The organism is Photobacterium aquae (genome assembly GCF_001029445.1).
Lineage (GTDB): Bacteria > Pseudomonadota > Gammaproteobacteria > Enterobacterales > Vibrionaceae > Photobacterium > Photobacterium aquae.
The window spans coordinates 67,246-81,640 of record NZ_LDOT01000023.1 but is presented as its reverse complement, the minus strand read 5'-3'; the positions used below and the strand labels follow the sequence as shown (position 1 = coordinate 81,640).

14 protein-coding genes are annotated in these 14,395 nt (G+C 44.9%); 4 read left to right on the top strand and 10 right to left on the bottom strand.

Annotated elements, in window-relative coordinates; genetic code table 11:
- Nucleotides 1-18 precede the first annotated feature (18 nt).
- The 6 genes from ABT56_RS15715 to ABT56_RS15690 are packed head-to-tail and all read right to left on the bottom strand — an operon-like array spanning nucleotide 19 to nucleotide 4,124.
- Entirely contained in the window at nucleotides 19-1,425 is a 1,407-nt protein-coding gene (locus ABT56_RS15715; protein WP_047880017.1) for an AMP-binding protein, read from the bottom strand.
- A gap of 34 nt (nucleotides 1,426-1,459) precedes the next feature.
- A complete protein-coding gene (locus ABT56_RS15710; RefSeq protein ID WP_047879839.1) occupies nucleotides 1,460-2,029 on the bottom strand; it encodes a COG4648 family protein in 570 nt (189 codons plus the stop codon).
- Complete coding sequence (locus ABT56_RS15705; protein ID WP_047879838.1) at nucleotides 2,030-2,287, bottom strand: acyl carrier protein; 258 nt, start codon at nucleotides 2,285-2,287, stop codon at nucleotides 2,030-2,032.
- 17 nt (nucleotides 2,288-2,304) lie between these two features.
- Nucleotides 2,305-2,562 carry a phosphopantetheine-binding protein gene (locus ABT56_RS15700; protein WP_047879837.1) on the bottom strand — a complete coding sequence of 86 codons (258 nt, stop codon included), beginning with the start codon at nucleotides 2,560-2,562 and terminating at the stop codon, nucleotides 2,305-2,307.
- A 26-nt stretch (nucleotides 2,563-2,588) separates the two neighbouring features.
- Entirely contained in the window at nucleotides 2,589-3,377 is a 789-nt protein-coding gene (locus tag ABT56_RS15695) for a lysophospholipid acyltransferase family protein (protein ID WP_157037880.1), read from the bottom strand.
- A 24-nt stretch (nucleotides 3,378-3,401) separates the two neighbouring features.
- Nucleotides 3,402-4,124 carry a beta-ketoacyl synthase chain length factor gene (locus ABT56_RS15690; protein ID WP_047879835.1) on the bottom strand — a complete coding sequence of 241 codons (723 nt, stop codon included), beginning with the start codon at nucleotides 4,122-4,124 and terminating at the stop codon, nucleotides 3,402-3,404.
- Between the two features lie 676 nt (nucleotides 4,125-4,800).
- On the opposite strand from ABT56_RS15690, the gene ABT56_RS15685 reads away from it, so the two are divergent.
- A complete protein-coding gene (locus tag ABT56_RS15685; protein ID WP_047879834.1) occupies nucleotides 4,801-5,868 on the top strand; it encodes a methyltransferase in 1,068 nt (355 codons plus the stop codon).
- Nucleotides 5,869-5,878: 10 nt separating this feature from the next.
- On the opposite strand, the gene ABT56_RS15680 is transcribed toward ABT56_RS15685, so the two are convergent.
- The 3 genes from ABT56_RS15680 to ABT56_RS15670 all read right to left on the bottom strand — a co-directional run bounded on the left by ABT56_RS15680 (nucleotide 5,879) and on the right by ABT56_RS15670 (nucleotide 9,683).
- Nucleotides 5,879-6,724: an alpha/beta hydrolase gene (locus tag ABT56_RS15680; protein WP_047879833.1), complete on the bottom strand. Its 846-nt coding sequence runs from the start codon at nucleotides 6,722-6,724 to the stop codon at nucleotides 5,879-5,881.
- Nucleotides 6,725-6,977: 253 nt separating this feature from the next.
- A complete protein-coding gene (locus tag ABT56_RS15675; protein ID WP_047879832.1) occupies nucleotides 6,978-7,157 on the bottom strand; it encodes a hypothetical protein in 180 nt (59 codons plus the stop codon).
- A 120-nt stretch (nucleotides 7,158-7,277) separates the two neighbouring features.
- Nucleotides 7,278-9,683 (bottom strand): glycosyl hydrolase family 18 protein, encoded by a 2,406-nt coding sequence (locus tag ABT56_RS15670; protein ID WP_047879831.1) that lies wholly within the window; start codon nucleotides 9,681-9,683, stop codon nucleotides 7,278-7,280.
- 481 nt (nucleotides 9,684-10,164) lie between these two features.
- Here ABT56_RS15670 and ABT56_RS15665 point away from each other — a divergent pair, with 481 nt between their 5' ends.
- The 3 genes from ABT56_RS15665 (at nucleotide 10,165) to ABT56_RS15655 (ending at nucleotide 11,921) form a co-directional block, all read left to right on the top strand.
- Nucleotides 10,165-11,073 (top strand): chemotaxis protein, encoded by a 909-nt coding sequence (locus ABT56_RS15665; protein ID WP_047879830.1) that lies wholly within the window; start codon nucleotides 10,165-10,167, stop codon nucleotides 11,071-11,073.
- Between the two features lie 212 nt (nucleotides 11,074-11,285).
- Complete coding sequence (locus ABT56_RS15660) at nucleotides 11,286-11,501, top strand: hypothetical protein (protein ID WP_047879829.1); 216 nt, start codon at nucleotides 11,286-11,288, stop codon at nucleotides 11,499-11,501.
- Nucleotides 11,502-11,726: 225 nt separating this feature from the next.
- On the top strand, nucleotides 11,727-11,921 hold the full coding sequence (locus tag ABT56_RS15655) for a hypothetical protein (RefSeq protein WP_053062517.1): 195 nt from the start codon (nucleotides 11,727-11,729) through the stop codon (nucleotides 11,919-11,921).
- Here the strand turns inward: ABT56_RS15655 and ABT56_RS15650 are convergent.
- Nucleotides 11,918-14,359, bottom strand: a complete 2,442-nt coding sequence (locus ABT56_RS15650; protein WP_047879828.1) for a response regulator — start codon at nucleotides 14,357-14,359, stop codon at nucleotides 11,918-11,920. The genes ABT56_RS15655 and ABT56_RS15650 overlap by 4 nt on opposite strands.
- Nucleotides 14,360-14,395: the final 36 nt, after the last annotated feature.

Sequence of the window (14,395 nt, the reverse complement as noted above, 5' to 3'; positions counted from 1 at the left end):
CTGCTTGTGTATTACTGTTCAATCTTGTGCGAAAAGAGCTTCCAGCTCCCTAACCAGCCGTTTCCCCTGGCTATTTAACGGTATCTCATCGACAAACCGAAAGCGCCTAGGAATACCCACTGGTTCAATCCAGCGGCGGAGCTGCTGCCTTAGCTCAATCCAGAACTTGCCTTTTCCGCAGATTTGTAAATGTCGATCGCCATCATCAGTCAAGGTCACAACCGCCGATATGACGATCCGCCCCCCCTGCTCAAGGGTCAATACTGCGGCTTCTTCAATCCATGTAAGCTGGCACAATCGCCGTTCAATTTCAGTTAGCGATATACGTTTTTCTTCAATTTTAACTACGCGATCGGTGCGTCCCAGCAGTATAAAGTCGCGCTCCCCGACAAACTGGCATTGATCAGTGGTTTGATAGTCATTTTCCTGATCAACAAACGGCGAACGAACTTTTAGACACCCTTCAGCGTTAAGCGATGCATCAATAACGTCAAACAATGCCCACGGCGTGGTCGCGGCAACTTGCTGGCGAAATGCTATCCCGCCTGTTTCCGTGCTACCAAACACCTCGATAGGCAAGTGCCCGAGTATCTTCAAAGCATCGTGGGCTGCCGATTCAGACAACGGTCCACCAGAAGAGAAGACCGCACGATAGCTATCCCCCGTCTCCTCCCCCGCCAATCGCTTCAAAAGCGCCGGACTGGTAATCAATGCGATATCCAAAGCGGCTTTTGCTGTAACCTGCTCAGGATAAATCAAATCACGTCGAGCAAAGACCCTCCCGCTGCACAGCGGCCACAACACTCGAAACAACAAACCATAAATATGCTGATGGGAAACCGTGCTAACTACCTGGCTGGCCTTAAGCTGGCTCCCCCAGTTAGCTTCAAGCTGGGCGATCTCTGCTTCCAATTGGACCAAGGTTTTTGCAATGGCTTTGGCCTTGCCACTCGAGCCAGACGTAAACAAGGTTATCTTAACCATGCCGGGCTGTAACGGGGCCAACTGAAATGATGGGGCGTGCTGTTGCGCGTCATGTGGCAACGCCAACTGGGGGCAGGTAAAACCAAGTAGCTCTTGCCTGTCATGCAGCAGAGCATCGAAATGCGCTTGCAGTTCATCCAGTGCCGATGGCTGATGATTACCGGGTAAAACAATCTCTTTACCGGCATGGGCGGCAGCGAAAAGAGCAACGGCGAAATAGTAGCTATCGTCAAAACACAACGCCCACTTCATGTAAGAAGACGTTTTTAACGTTGCCGCAAGACCCAGAACATCACGCTGGAAGCAGGACCAAGAAACACTATCATTATCCAGACCAGCTACAATAGCCTGCCCGCTACGGTTCGCCAAAAGCAAGCTCGACAGAGACACAAACTCGTCATTATCAAGCGTAGGTTCCGGTAACCGTTGTGAATATTCCAGACTGTATGGTTTTGGATTCAACACTGCACTCCGCTTATTGGTTGATTTGTTTTCTCTGTACCCTCTGCCGAACTAACCATTCTACGGCAAACAACGAACCAGCCAGCAAATAGCTAATCATGCCGTTGTACCATGTCCACACAGTCAGTGGCGCGAAGCAGGTTCCAAGAGCTATCAAGCCGTTGACAATAAAAAAGACACACCAGACAATCGTGACCTTACGCGTATAGCGTACGCCACTGGGCGGCAAATCAGGATCCTGTAGCCTGGCCAAGCGTTCTACCAAGGTTTGTTCTTGCGTCAGACTCGAAGCAAAAACCACCAGCATTGTCGCGTTCACAATTACCGGATAAAACGTCAACCAACCGTGCTCTTTAAAAACACTGCCTAGCACGGCCAAAAAGATACCAGCCCCCCCGGTGATCAGGGCGACATTACGCAGTTCTCGCAACTGAGTCTGCCGGCTTACAAATACCCGAAGTGCGAATAATACTGCCAAAAAAATGGCGACTGAGCCGATCCCCCAGCGGTGTAAACCAAAATACACCGCAAATGGGTATGCAAGCAGCGCAGTCGCGGAAAGAACGGCGAGAAACCGATTCATTTATGCTTGTTGCAATAGAGTGACTACCGCATCTACCACATCATCAACAGTGCGTACGGCTTTGAACTCTTCTGGCTTGATTTTTTGTCCCGTTTCGTTTTGAAGGTGAACAACTAGATCAACCGCATCAATACTATCCAAATCAAGGTCTTGGTACAGATTAGCATCAGCGGTGACATCGTCAGGGTTCAACTCAAACAACTCAACCAAAACAGACTTTACCTGCTCAAAAACGTCACTGCGTTTTACGTCACTCATTATTCAATTATCCAGTGTTATGCTTTGTTACTAGAGATAAATGCCGCAAGGCTAGCTACTGAAGCAAAATGCTCTCGAGCCTTGGCATCATCAGCGTCAATGACGACATTGTATTGTTTTTTGACTGCCAAACCCAACTCCAGTGCGTCAATGGAGTCCAGACCCAACCCGTCGCCAAATAATGGCGCATCCGTTTCGATATCATCAATGGTGATATCTTCTAGGTTCAGCGCATCGATGATCAGTGTTTTGATTTCGTCTTGTAATGATTTCACGGTAACCTTCTTATTTGGATTAAATTTTAATGTTCTTTGGCCGGAAATATCACGTCTGCCAAATGTTGATTAAGCTGCCTTGCTGCAGCCGATAGTGAATCAGAATTCGCAATAAAACCGTTAATGTCGATTTTATCTTTAACCTCGACAAGGAAAAAAGGCTTTGTATCCGGAACCTGATACCATTTTTTCTGTTTGGTCAAGAAATCAGGGCTTACCGTGATATGTACTACACGCACATCCATCCCGGTACGTACCGCGATTTGCGCAGCACCACGCTGTAACGTAGGCTCCACCCCCGGCGTTGTGCGTGTCCCTTCAGGGAAAACCAGCAATACATTGCCATCATTTAACCGGTGACTACAATTTTCAAGCAGGCTTTCAGGATCGGTATTAGGGATATACCCCGCAGCTTTGACAACCCCTTTCATAAATGGATTATGCCAAATAGCCGCTTTCACCAGACAGTCACAATGCGGCAGACACGACCCAATCAATACATAATCAATAAGGCTTGGGTGATTGGCGACTATCAGGCAGGCACGATCTGAACGGAGGGTTTCCGCACCAACGATTTTATAGTCAATCGCGCCGGAAAAGCGCATCATCTGACAAAACCAATTAAAAGCGCGTTGTATTGCGTGTTGTACAGCCTTTTCCCTTTCTCTTTCTTGTTTCGATTGCAAGCCGATAAGCGGAATAGCCACGAAGGTCAATCCCAGCGCACCAGCCCCAAAAATACTAAAACACAAACCCGTTGCGAAAACGCGCCAGCATTTATCTAATTGGCGAACTCCTTGCCGCCACAGACTCATTCGGCTCACAGCTCGCTGTTCCATTCACTCACATTCCCACTGCCACTGGGTTCGCTTCCCGACCACTGTCCAGGCAGACTGTTTGCTCACAAAATTACTCACGACCTCAAAGGCGTGCGGCATATCTACCACAACGTCAGTTTCTGACTTACTCCACGAAATCTGACAATTGTCTCCGCTTGAAAGCACCAGTCCCAACGCATAAGGCTGATACAGCCCGGTTTCAAATTGGCAATAAGGCGCAGGAAGCGGCTCGTCAAAATCCACAACTAATATACGATGTTCAGGGTTTTCAGATAGATAAGCGGCAGCTTCAATCAATGCTGAATGCAATGTTTGATCGCCGCTCCCCAAGGATGTCACCGGTACTGCCTGCTTGGTCACTATGGTATAGAGCCCCGCAGCCGTATTATGCACTGATTGCGAAAAAGCCGTTGGCGATGCGTCTTCGCCACTAAGAATATCGCTCAACAAGCTAACCGTGCGTTGCAACTCTCCATGGCGACTAGAGAAAATAATGAAATCTATTTGGCTACCGTTAACCAACTCAATCGCAGTCTGAATCGCTAACTTGCTTAGCGAGCTCATTCTTCTTCGCTGCATCGGTGGAATATGATTTGCAGGTGTGCCATCAAGTTGCTGGGGCCAAACGTGATTATTTGCTGCCCATACCTGCCAGTCACTTTTCGTCAACAGACCTGGCGATAATGCTTGCCAGCAGTCAATATTGAATCTTATTTTATTCATTCGTTTAGTCGTTAACTGATGACTACCTGACATATTCCCAGCATCTCGCTTCTATCCAATCGGGCTAGGATAATATTAATTTTAGACTTTTGGTATCAAATATTAAAACTCGAGTTCAATTAGACTAATTTTTCAACAAACTTCACATTTTGGCGTTTACTTTCCAAACAACAAATACTTAGCATCAACCTTACCCTGATTTCCATCAAATAAGCCAACCACATAACGCATTGATATCAAAGGGCACAGCGGGTAAGTTTCGACTTTGGTGCTAATATCAATTCAGAAAATATATTATTTTCAACTCCCTGCCAAAACACAAACAGAACAGTGTACAGATTGATCGCTGAGTTGTTACTTATATAATTCACCAATAACATATTTGATGAAGACATGAAATATACAAACAGTCGTATACCTTTACTTGATACAATATATACCTGAGAAATATAAATCTCGCCTAATGTTTTATATATTTCCATATTCTATTATTTAGCAAAGTTACTGCTTATAAAGAAGTTTTACATCTATTTTTAGATTATCCCTCTTCTAGCCACATGAAAGACTAAACAAATCCCTTCTTTACTTGAAACACCTTAGGGTTTTATACAGAATAGGCTCCAAACAAACGAGGATCATTTCTAATGATCTATCCACTCAAAAGTTGGAATTTCTTGTGACATCATATCAAACCGATCCATTCAATGCTCTAGAAGCAAAAACCGAAGCGCAAAAAATCGCATTTGCCCCAATCGTCTTCCATACAGCACGTACTTTACGTGATTTAGGAATACTGTCGGTACTTGATGACGCAGGAAAAATCGGTTTGGCAGCGAGTGAAATTGCAGAAAAAACCGGCGTATCGGAATACGGCGTCAAAGTCCTGCTTGATATGGCCTTAAGCGCACATATCGTCATTTGGCACAACCCTAATTATGTGTTGGCCAACTTGGGGTATTTCTTGAACAATGATGGCATGACACGCGCCAATCTCGATTTCACTGCTGATGTCTGTTACGCAGCGATGATGCACCTGACAGAAGCCATCAAGGAAGGTACGCCTGCTGGTCTGAAAGAGCTTGGTCCATGGCCAACTATCTATGAAGGCCTATCCCAATTGCCGGAAAAAGCCAAGCAGAGCTGGTTTGAATTCGACCATTTCTACTCAGATCGCTCCTTCCCTATTCTGCTTGAGCGTATCTTCCAGTCTAAACCTAAAAAAATCTTTGATATCGGCGGCAACACGGGTAAATGGTCGCTTCAATGCTGTCAGTACGACAATGATGTTGAAATGACAATCATCGATTTGCCACAGCAAATTGAAATGGCGATGGCAAATGCACAAGCCAATGGTTTTGCGGACCGCATCAACGGCTACCCTGCCAATATGCTTGACCAAAACCAGCCATTACCACAAGGAGCTGACATCTGGTGGATGAGCCAGTTCCTAGATTGTTTCTCGCCAATGGAAATTCTCAGCATCCTCAAACGCGTTCGCGCCGCCATGAGTGATGATGCTCGAGTGTACGTACTGGAACTATTTTGGGATGCCCAACGCTATGACGCAGCAGCATTCAGCTTAAATGCAACATCTCTCTACTTTACTTGCCTAGCAAATGGCAACAGCCGTTTTTACCGCAGTGAAGACTTCCTTGAAATTGTTGCAGCAGCAGGCTTCGAAGTCGCGACCCGCACTGATGACATTGGTCTTGGTCATACCTTACTAGAGCTACGTGCAGCGTAATCACGCCTCCTCAAAACCGCATATTGGCTGCCACCTCACCTATCGAGGTGGCTCCCTCTCCCAACCAAGTAAGGATATTACGCTGATTTTCAGGGTACGCTTTCGTCATCCCTCTGGCATGCGCACAATCCTTAAGTTGCCAGAAAACCTTGTCTTTTGCCTGGAGCTGCGAAAATAGCTCTCTCCCAGCAGTAATGGGAACGACGGCATCTTGCTCACAATGCATCACTAACGTAGGTACCTCGACGACAAGCTCTTCGATAACCTGATTAGACGAGTAGGTATCTCGCATCACAACACCGGCTATCCAACTGTACCACCGACCAAGTACCCCCTGCTCGACCACATACTCAGCCGTGTCAATATAACTCGTAAATGAAGAATCGATCACAATGCCGTCAACGGAATCAGGAGCATCGACCAATGCACGTAAAAATATGTTCCCGCCAGTTGATGTTGCCACAACATAAATCGGAATATCGTTTGTCATTTTTACTGTTCGAGCATACTCCAACACCGTTATGGCATCGTAATAAACGGCTTGATCCGTCGCCCCCCCTGAAGACGCACCAAACCCAGAATAATCAAATACCATCACATGGAAACCATGCTCGGTAAGCCAATCAACTTTTTCCTGGGTTTTCCCCATATGGCCACTGTTGCCATGAAAATGAATAACAGCACCTTTTACGTCACGGGTTTGGCTAGGCAACCACTGGTAGGCTATGTTGTTGCCAGAGCGAGAAGAAAGCATAGAGAATGAGGGTGGCGGTTCCGTGATAATTGCCGGAGAAAAGAACAGACTGTTAGCACAGCCAGAAAGTAACAGCGTCAAGATCAGTATCCACTTTCTCATCACTCTTCCTCCCTTTTTCATTAATTATAGGCACACGGGCGCATAATAACGTATACACCAAACCTACAATTAACGATCAAAACCAGAGCAAAATATTAACAATTATTTTGGTGGAATTTGTTCCGAAAAGGGAGATTTACAATTAAGAAGAAAGGCAGGAATCATTCAAAGGCTCGGATACCCAAGCAACCTCAATGTACAAAATTCAGATAGCGAACGGATTGACATTGCTTGGGGTTAGTAATAGCTCGCTTTAATTTTCAGGATACTCTCCAGCTTTTTGCTTCGCTCCTTTCCCACTCACCTGCCAGTGTTCTTTTGGATCGTAAGCTTCATCGCAGATATCGATTGAGAACCCCATATCAACGACCTCTTTCAATGTCAGGTTGTCAGCTAATTTAGCAACTTCACCTGTTTTATTACGTAGTTCCATATCCGTCTACCTACCCAGTTACTGACTTAGCGTCTATATAACTATAGCGCCATCTCACAAAGATGAAAAAAGCCCGGTGAATATCACCGGGCTTCGAAGGATATCAGTCAGAACTTGGGATTAGATCTTTTCCCAAGCACCCCACTGCTGTCCAGGTTGTTCACCTTGGTTCCACCATTTAGCACGGTACTTTTCACCGTTAAATACAACTTCGTCGCCGCTGTTGTAAACGCTATCTGCTGACCAGTCACTACCTGTACCGCCACCTTCGCCAGGACCAGTACCTGGGCCAGTGCCGCCATCTTTAGCTTCCCATACAGCGCTGGTTCCAGGCTGTTCGCCCTTAGTCCACCACTTAGCCGTATAAGTTACGCCATCAAATACAACGGTATCACCAGCATGGTAAACCTTGTTTGGATCCCATGTATTGCCACCCACTTCCGAAGCTTTCACTGTTACAGCAACAGTTGCTTCGTCAGTTAGCTTGCCATCAGTTACTGTCACAACAACGTTAACCACTTCATCAGCAGTTACAGTCGGTGCTGTAAATGTGATTTCAGCGCCGTTTGCTGTAGCGGCTACCGTACCTGCAGAAGCAGAATAAGTTAGCTTGTCACCTTCTGCATCTTTAGCAGATACAGAAATAACAACAGTCTTACCGCTATCAACAGTTGCAGTTGCTGGTGCAGTCAGGACTGGCGCAGTGTTATCACCAGGGTTTGGCCCTGGGCCTGCAACAGCTTTAACATTCACAACAACTGTCTTCGTCGCTTTCTTCTTGCCATCAGAAACAGTTACAGTAATTGTTTCTTGCAGATCGACATCAGTAGCTGGAGCCTTGAACGTTACGGTCGCCTTGCCATTACCATTATCGGTAATAGTTGCATTGTTAGACACGGTGAAGCTCAGAGCATCGCCTTCTGCATCCGTTGCTGAAACCTCAAAGCTGATCACTTTGCTTGCTTCTACAGTCTGTGCAGCAGGAACAGTCAGAACTGGTGCTTGGTTTACAGGGCCAGTGTTAGCACTGAATGCCTTGTCGATCTCTTCAGCCAATGGCGAGCTTAGGTTTGTACACTCTTTAAGCTTGGTGCCGTGGTTGATGAATTGACCTTTACACTCGATATCACCGTGTACCTGCCAAACAATAATACCACCTAGGTTATTGTCGCGGATGTACTCAGCTTTCTTGCGGATTGACGCAGGATCGTCATAGCTCAAGAAGTACTTGCCTTTAACAGCATAAGGAACTTCTGCGTTAGCGTCCCACATGTGCTCCCAGCCAGTCTGCTTCTTCAGGTAGTTGTAGTTAGGCTGGCCTTCGAATGCTTTCCAGTTGTCCAAGTCAACCGCTGAAAGTGTCGGACCATCAACTGAGAAGTTCACGTTACGCTTGTCTGTTGGCGCACCAAGATAAGCAGTTGACTCTGTAGTCTGAACACCACGGCCGTAGAATGCAGCACCAAAGTTGATCTGATGCGCAGGGATACCACGAACATTAACCATCCAGTTCTTCAGTGTATCAAGGTTCAAACCTTCAAACTCTTCTTCTGGATATGGGTACAACGGTGAGTTGTGACCCGCAACATTAGACCAACCACCATTCAGGTCGTAAGTCATCATGTTGAAGTAGTCCATCGACTTAGACAGACGCTCCCAGTTGAAGCCTTCAAGTGCCGCTGGAACAGCCTTGAATGCAGCCGTTAGTAGCTTGTCTGGACCAATACGCTTACGGATATCATCCATCAACTGCTCAAAGTTTGCATAGTCAGCGTCAGTACCGGAGAAGTTCATACCGCCTGAACCTGGGTATTCCCAGTCAATATCGATACCGTGGAAACCCAACGCCATCAAACGGTCTACATCTTTCAGGAAGCGCTCTTTCTTAACCGGATCGGCAGCCATTTCTGGGAAGTGCTTGGACATACTCCAACCACCGATAGATGCCATCACCTTAACGCCTTTCTGATCAGCAAGGTCGATCAAACCAGGTGCACCGCCTTCTTTCTTAAGCGGAATAGGCATCTGGCCAGTTACGCCTGTTGGTTCATGTTTCCAACCACGGCCATCTTTAACAAAACCTTGTGCCTGAACTTTTGCCAGCAAGTCTGCTTGCCACGGTTCGTTTCCTGGGTACTCATGAACGTACTCTAGTTCACCCCATAGAATGTGTAGATCCCAGCTAGAGTAAACATCTGGGTGAAGAAGCGGACCAGGCTCCTGAACAGAGTTAGGCTGGTAGATATTTTTGTTACGCAAATCGCCACTGTGTAACGAACCATCTTTTGCAACGCCGAAGAACGAGAAGTTTAGGATCGAGTAAATATCCATATCTACGTTCAGGTGAGTTGCTTCACCTTTCACACTGAAACCCGCGTCGGTGCCTTTCCATGCTTCCCACTGGGTAATGTAACCGATAACTTGCTTGTCATGGGTTGGTGCAGCAATTGTCTGTGTAGACATCCCTGCCATCAGCGTAACAGCCATAGCGGCTGCTATCTTGCTAAGATGTAATCCCTTATGCATTTTTTACTCCACGTAATGGTTGAAATAATGTCGATAAGAATGATGCTTACTAGTTGTTAGCTCACTCGAGCACACCTAGTGTTAGCCAAGTTTTTTTGTTTCGCGAAGAGAGCGTGACCATTTTTGAAAACGGTGCAAAAAAGGGATGTAACAACGGTGTGAAAAATCCAGCGGAATTAGCTCTCGGTTCAAAATTCTCCCTCATCAGCAAGGATTAACCGAAATGACGCATAAAAAAATATGGCCCATTTATGACCTTTTTCCTTTAGCCAATCCTTTATTTTTGATAACTTTCGACAAAGAGGATAAACGTTAATTATTCATCCCTTAAACTGTGAGAAATATAGCGATGCCGATAATGTGGAATCTAATTATTTCCTGCACAAGATCAATAAATTACCAAATATTACGGGTAAGGCTTCGCACCGCCGCCATATATAGATAAACTACGCGCTATGACTTCGCAATACGGATAGACTTGATGTTAAAAAATGCGACGAACCAATCACAAGGGATGCTGCTTTTTCGGCTCACAGCTCTGCAACGGTTTGCGATAGGCACACTCAAAGTTAAAGAGATCGTTCCTTATACCTCGCTCACCGCTATTCCTCACTCTCACCCAACGGTATTGGGTGCCACTAGCTTACGCGGAAATACCATCCCGGTTATCGATATGGCTAAAGCCGTCGGTTACCCACCATTGACTGCCAGTGAATTGGAACAATGTTTTATTGTGGTCACTGACTGCCGCCGTATGCTTGTTGGCTTTTTGGTTCGGGGAATCGATAAGATCATCGAATGTAATTGGCACAATATTGAGGCACCACCTCGCACTCTGGGCCAAAATATTTTTGTCACCGGTGTCACCACCGTCGAGAACCAACTGATCCAACTGCTTGATGTAGAATTACTACTCTCAAAAGTATTCCCTGACGATCCAAGCAGCCTGCAACCTATACTCACGGATATCCAACGTGAGACGTTGCGACCACTGAAGATATTGCTTGTTGATGATTCAGCCGTTGCGCGCAAACAGTTATCGCAAGCACTCGATAGCATCTCAATCCCATACTTTATTGCCACCAATGGGCAAGATGCCCTCGATATGCTGACCCATGCCGCCGATGCTAAATCACCCTTTGATATTCTCGTCAGCGACATCGAAATGCCGGGACTGGATGGCTACGAATTAGCCTTCGAAGTGCAGAACAACATTAAACTCCGAGATGCCTATATTATTCTTCACACATCATTGTCGAGTGAAATTAGCGTCTCTCAAGCTCATCAAGTCGGTGCGAATGAAGCACTAACAAAGTTTGAGGCCAATGAGCTTATTCATGCCATGCTTCGCGGTGCAGAAAAAAAACGTTCACTAAAAGCCTCAGCCTAAACTCTCTTTGCGCTAACCTCTCCCACCCATAGTATCAGTCCCTCACACAGGGAACTGATCTTATGGGTGATTACTAACTACCTCGCTCACAGGCTTCTGCTTGCTCTCTCGCGGCGACAACACGCAACCTAGAAAACCTAGCAATCATCACCAATAATTGATCTAACTAAAGATAGCCTGAGTCGCTATCCGAACGAAGAGTGAGGTCACCGATGAAAACGATACTGATCGTCGTATTGCTAGGACTTAGTTCAACACTGCATGCTGATGGACTTGGAGGCGTGCCGATCCCAACAACGCCATTCATGACCGTTGCTGTTTGCCTAAATGCAGCAGGAAAACCAATCCCAAAAACACAACATTTGAAGCAAACTCACCAATGTGCCGTAACCGGCAAAGCAGACATTGATAAAATTAATAAGAAATGATGTTTTATTCGCCCCTTGAACTTGGTCTGGGGGCTTTTTACCTTTCGCTGACATTAAAAGCAAATAATCGTGAGATCTTAATGTTATTGGAAACTGGCGCACTCACCTATCATGAACAAACATTCTTTATATTTCCTGCTATTCACTTTAACACTATTATCCGTAAGCCAAGCAAAGGCATCTCCATCATATTTAACTGAGGGAGAGCTTTCATGCGGAAATTATATGTTTGTCGAAAAAATTGAAATTACCGGTGATATTAATGCCAGCCCATCACAGCTTGTCTACCGTTCGCTCAAGAACAAGATGTCTGATTATTATGTTATTCAAGATATGAATGAAAACACCCTCAATAACACATTAACAATTATTGTGAGCCTATATCGCCAACCATCACTTGACATGCGCTTCAGTGTCTAGGCATCAGAAAATGTACGCCTGTATTTCTGCACCTTTTCACGTAAAATCTGCAAAGATACAGGCTTAGAGACAAAATCATCCATTCCCGCAGCATAGCATTTGTCCCTCTCCTCTTTAACGACATTTGCCGTCAATGCAATAATGGGGATATGCCCCCCTTTTTCGCTTTTCGCTTCAAGCGACCTTATCGCCCGAGTAGCCTCAAAGCCATCCAAAACAGGCATCTGGCAATCCATAAAAATCATATCAAAATGATACTGGCTAAATAGATCAACAGCTATCTGGCCATTTTCAGCAATCATGACAGTCGCACCTTGTTTTTCCAGCATCATTTTCGATACTTTTTGGTTGATCAACGTATCCTCTACGACCAAAATATTCAGCGCTTTTGATTCTTGAACATGCTCGTCCTGCTTGTCCTGCTTGTCCATCATTGAATTTTCATATTGTTCACCTTGGTGAACCGCAGCGTCAATTTCGTTTGATCCCCGCTCAGGGTTGGTTCGACACTCGGAACCAACAACCATAGGTCGTTCCTCCCCAACCGGGTCATACTGAAATTCAGCCCCTCTCTCATTCAATACCCTACAGGGTTGCTGAGCCGTGGTACATTTTGCAATCGCTCTTATCAAGGTACTGTCTTTATAGGGTCTGGTGATCAGGCTAACAATGCCTAATGCTTGTGCTTTTTCCGCATCCCCTACATCCGGGGCAGCAGATATCATCATAATTTTCGGGCAACTTGAACCAAGCTGCTGCAAATGGCTAGCAAGCTGAAATCCATCAATTTCCGGCATGACTTTATCAACGATCACAATATCAAACGGCTGCCCCATCAATTCTGCTTTCTCTATCTGAGACAGTACTGCTGACGGGGTGTCACATTGAGTTGCCGTCGCACCAAGCGCATTCAACTGCGAACTTGTAATACGCATGTTCAACATACTGTCATCAACCAACAGAACATTTAATCCCTGCAACGACAATTGTTCACGGGCAGCAATGTGCATAACATCTTTATCCAACTGCAAAGAAAAATAAAAACGGCTCCCCTTACCAATCTGACTCGTGAGCTTTAATTTCCCACCCATTAATGCAACCATTTCTCGGCATATAGCCAATCCCAATCCGGTACCGCCATACTTCCGCGTCGTACTGCCATCCGCTTGCTGAAATTTATCAAATATCGCATCTTGTTTATCAAACTCAACACCGATACCACTATCAGTAACAGCAAACTCAACAACAACCGATTCAGGCAAGTCCTCCATGCACTGTAGATGTAAATGGACATATCCCCGTTCAGTAAACTTCAATGCATTACTAACAAGATTCACTAATATCTGACGTACCTTCGTTGCATCCCCCAATAACATAGGACTGATTTTCCCATCCACGGTACACCTTAATGACAACCCTTGTTCCGCAGCACGCACCATAAATAGCGATTCAACTTCTTTACTTAACTCAAAGACATTAAGCGGCATAACTTCCAACTCAAGCCGGCCTGCTTCAATCTTTGAAAAGTCAAGAATATCATTAATCAGATCAAGTAGTGATAATGAAGAAGTATGAAGCATATTTACATATTCTTTATGCTCTGCCTTCATATCCATATCTCTCATTAATCCAGATAAACCAATAATGCCATTCATTGGCGTTCGAATCTCATGACTCATATTGGCCAAAAACTCGCTTTTCTTTAGACTTGCCTCTTCTGCTTGTTTACGAGCCTGCTCTAGCGACAAATAATTTGCTCTTATATGGTCAACTGTTTCATTATACTGGTTCACCAATATCGTAATTTCATCATCAAATACTCTTGTTGGCAGAACTATCTGTTTAGGGACTTTTTTACTATCGAACTGAGTTACTCTTTCAGCCATAATAGTTAATGGTTTGACTATCAATCTAAACGCAAAAATTAGAATGACAATTGCAATGATGAATATCTGCAGTGATTGACCTGCTAACAATACAATAAATTTATCCTGAATATTTTTGTGTACTGTATCTAAATCAGCTTGAATAATCAGATGTCCAAGTTCAAATTGCTTTCCAGATAATTCATAAACTAAACGCCATGTTTTCTCGATCCTGTGTGATTCAAGTGGTGCCCCCAATTTGATAAGCTCCCCACTTTTGTCAGAAATTGACAAATAGGACAAGTGAGGCAAATTCATTATTCCTAATGCTTGTGTTTTTAATTGGTCACGATCTTCAACCCACAGGCTTGCTGTAAGGCTAGACAAGTAACTCTCTTCTATTTGTTGGAAGTCCCCGTCAAGCATTGATAGCTCTTGCCGATAATCTAAATATAACCCAATAGCAGTCGTCAATAAGGTAAACACAACACTTACAGCTGTAATCACCAGTACCAACTGCTTAGTAAGGCTAAATCTTTTATTATTCCTATGTTTATCTAATGATTTTATCATCCCTAAACTCATTTTTTCGATTATCTCTACTATCAT

Coding starts and splice junctions, on each gene's coding strand:
- ABT56_RS15710 (WP_047879839.1), bottom strand. CDS start 2,029: ATGAATCGGTTTCTCGCCGTTCTTTCCGCGACTGCGCTGCTTGCATAC.
- ABT56_RS15705 (WP_047879838.1), bottom strand. CDS start 2,287: ATGAGTGACGTAAAACGCAGTGACGTTTTTGAGCAGGTAAAGTCTGTT.
- ABT56_RS15695 (WP_157037880.1), bottom strand. CDS start 3,377: ATGAGTCTGTGGCGGCAAGGAGTTCGCCAATTAGATAAATGCTGGCGC.
- ABT56_RS15690 (WP_047879835.1), bottom strand. CDS start 4,124: ATGAATAAAATAAGATTCAATATTGACTGCTGGCAAGCATTATCGCCA.
- ABT56_RS15680 (WP_047879833.1), bottom strand. CDS start 6,724: ATGAGAAAGTGGATACTGATCTTGACGCTGTTACTTTCTGGCTGTGCT.
- ABT56_RS15675 (WP_047879832.1), bottom strand. CDS start 7,157: ATGGAACTACGTAATAAAACAGGTGAAGTTGCTAAATTAGCTGACAAC.
- ABT56_RS15670 (WP_047879831.1), bottom strand. CDS start 9,683: ATGCATAAGGGATTACATCTTAGCAAGATAGCAGCCGCTATGGCTGTT.
- ABT56_RS15665 (WP_047879830.1), top strand. CDS start 10,165: ATGTTAAAAAATGCGACGAACCAATCACAAGGGATGCTGCTTTTTCGG.
- ABT56_RS15660 (WP_047879829.1), top strand. CDS start 11,286: ATGAAAACGATACTGATCGTCGTATTGCTAGGACTTAGTTCAACACTG.
- ABT56_RS15655 (WP_053062517.1), top strand. CDS start 11,727: ATGTTTGTCGAAAAAATTGAAATTACCGGTGATATTAATGCCAGCCCA.
- ABT56_RS15650 (WP_047879828.1), bottom strand. CDS start 14,359: ATGATAAAATCATTAGATAAACATAGGAATAATAAAAGATTTAGCCTT.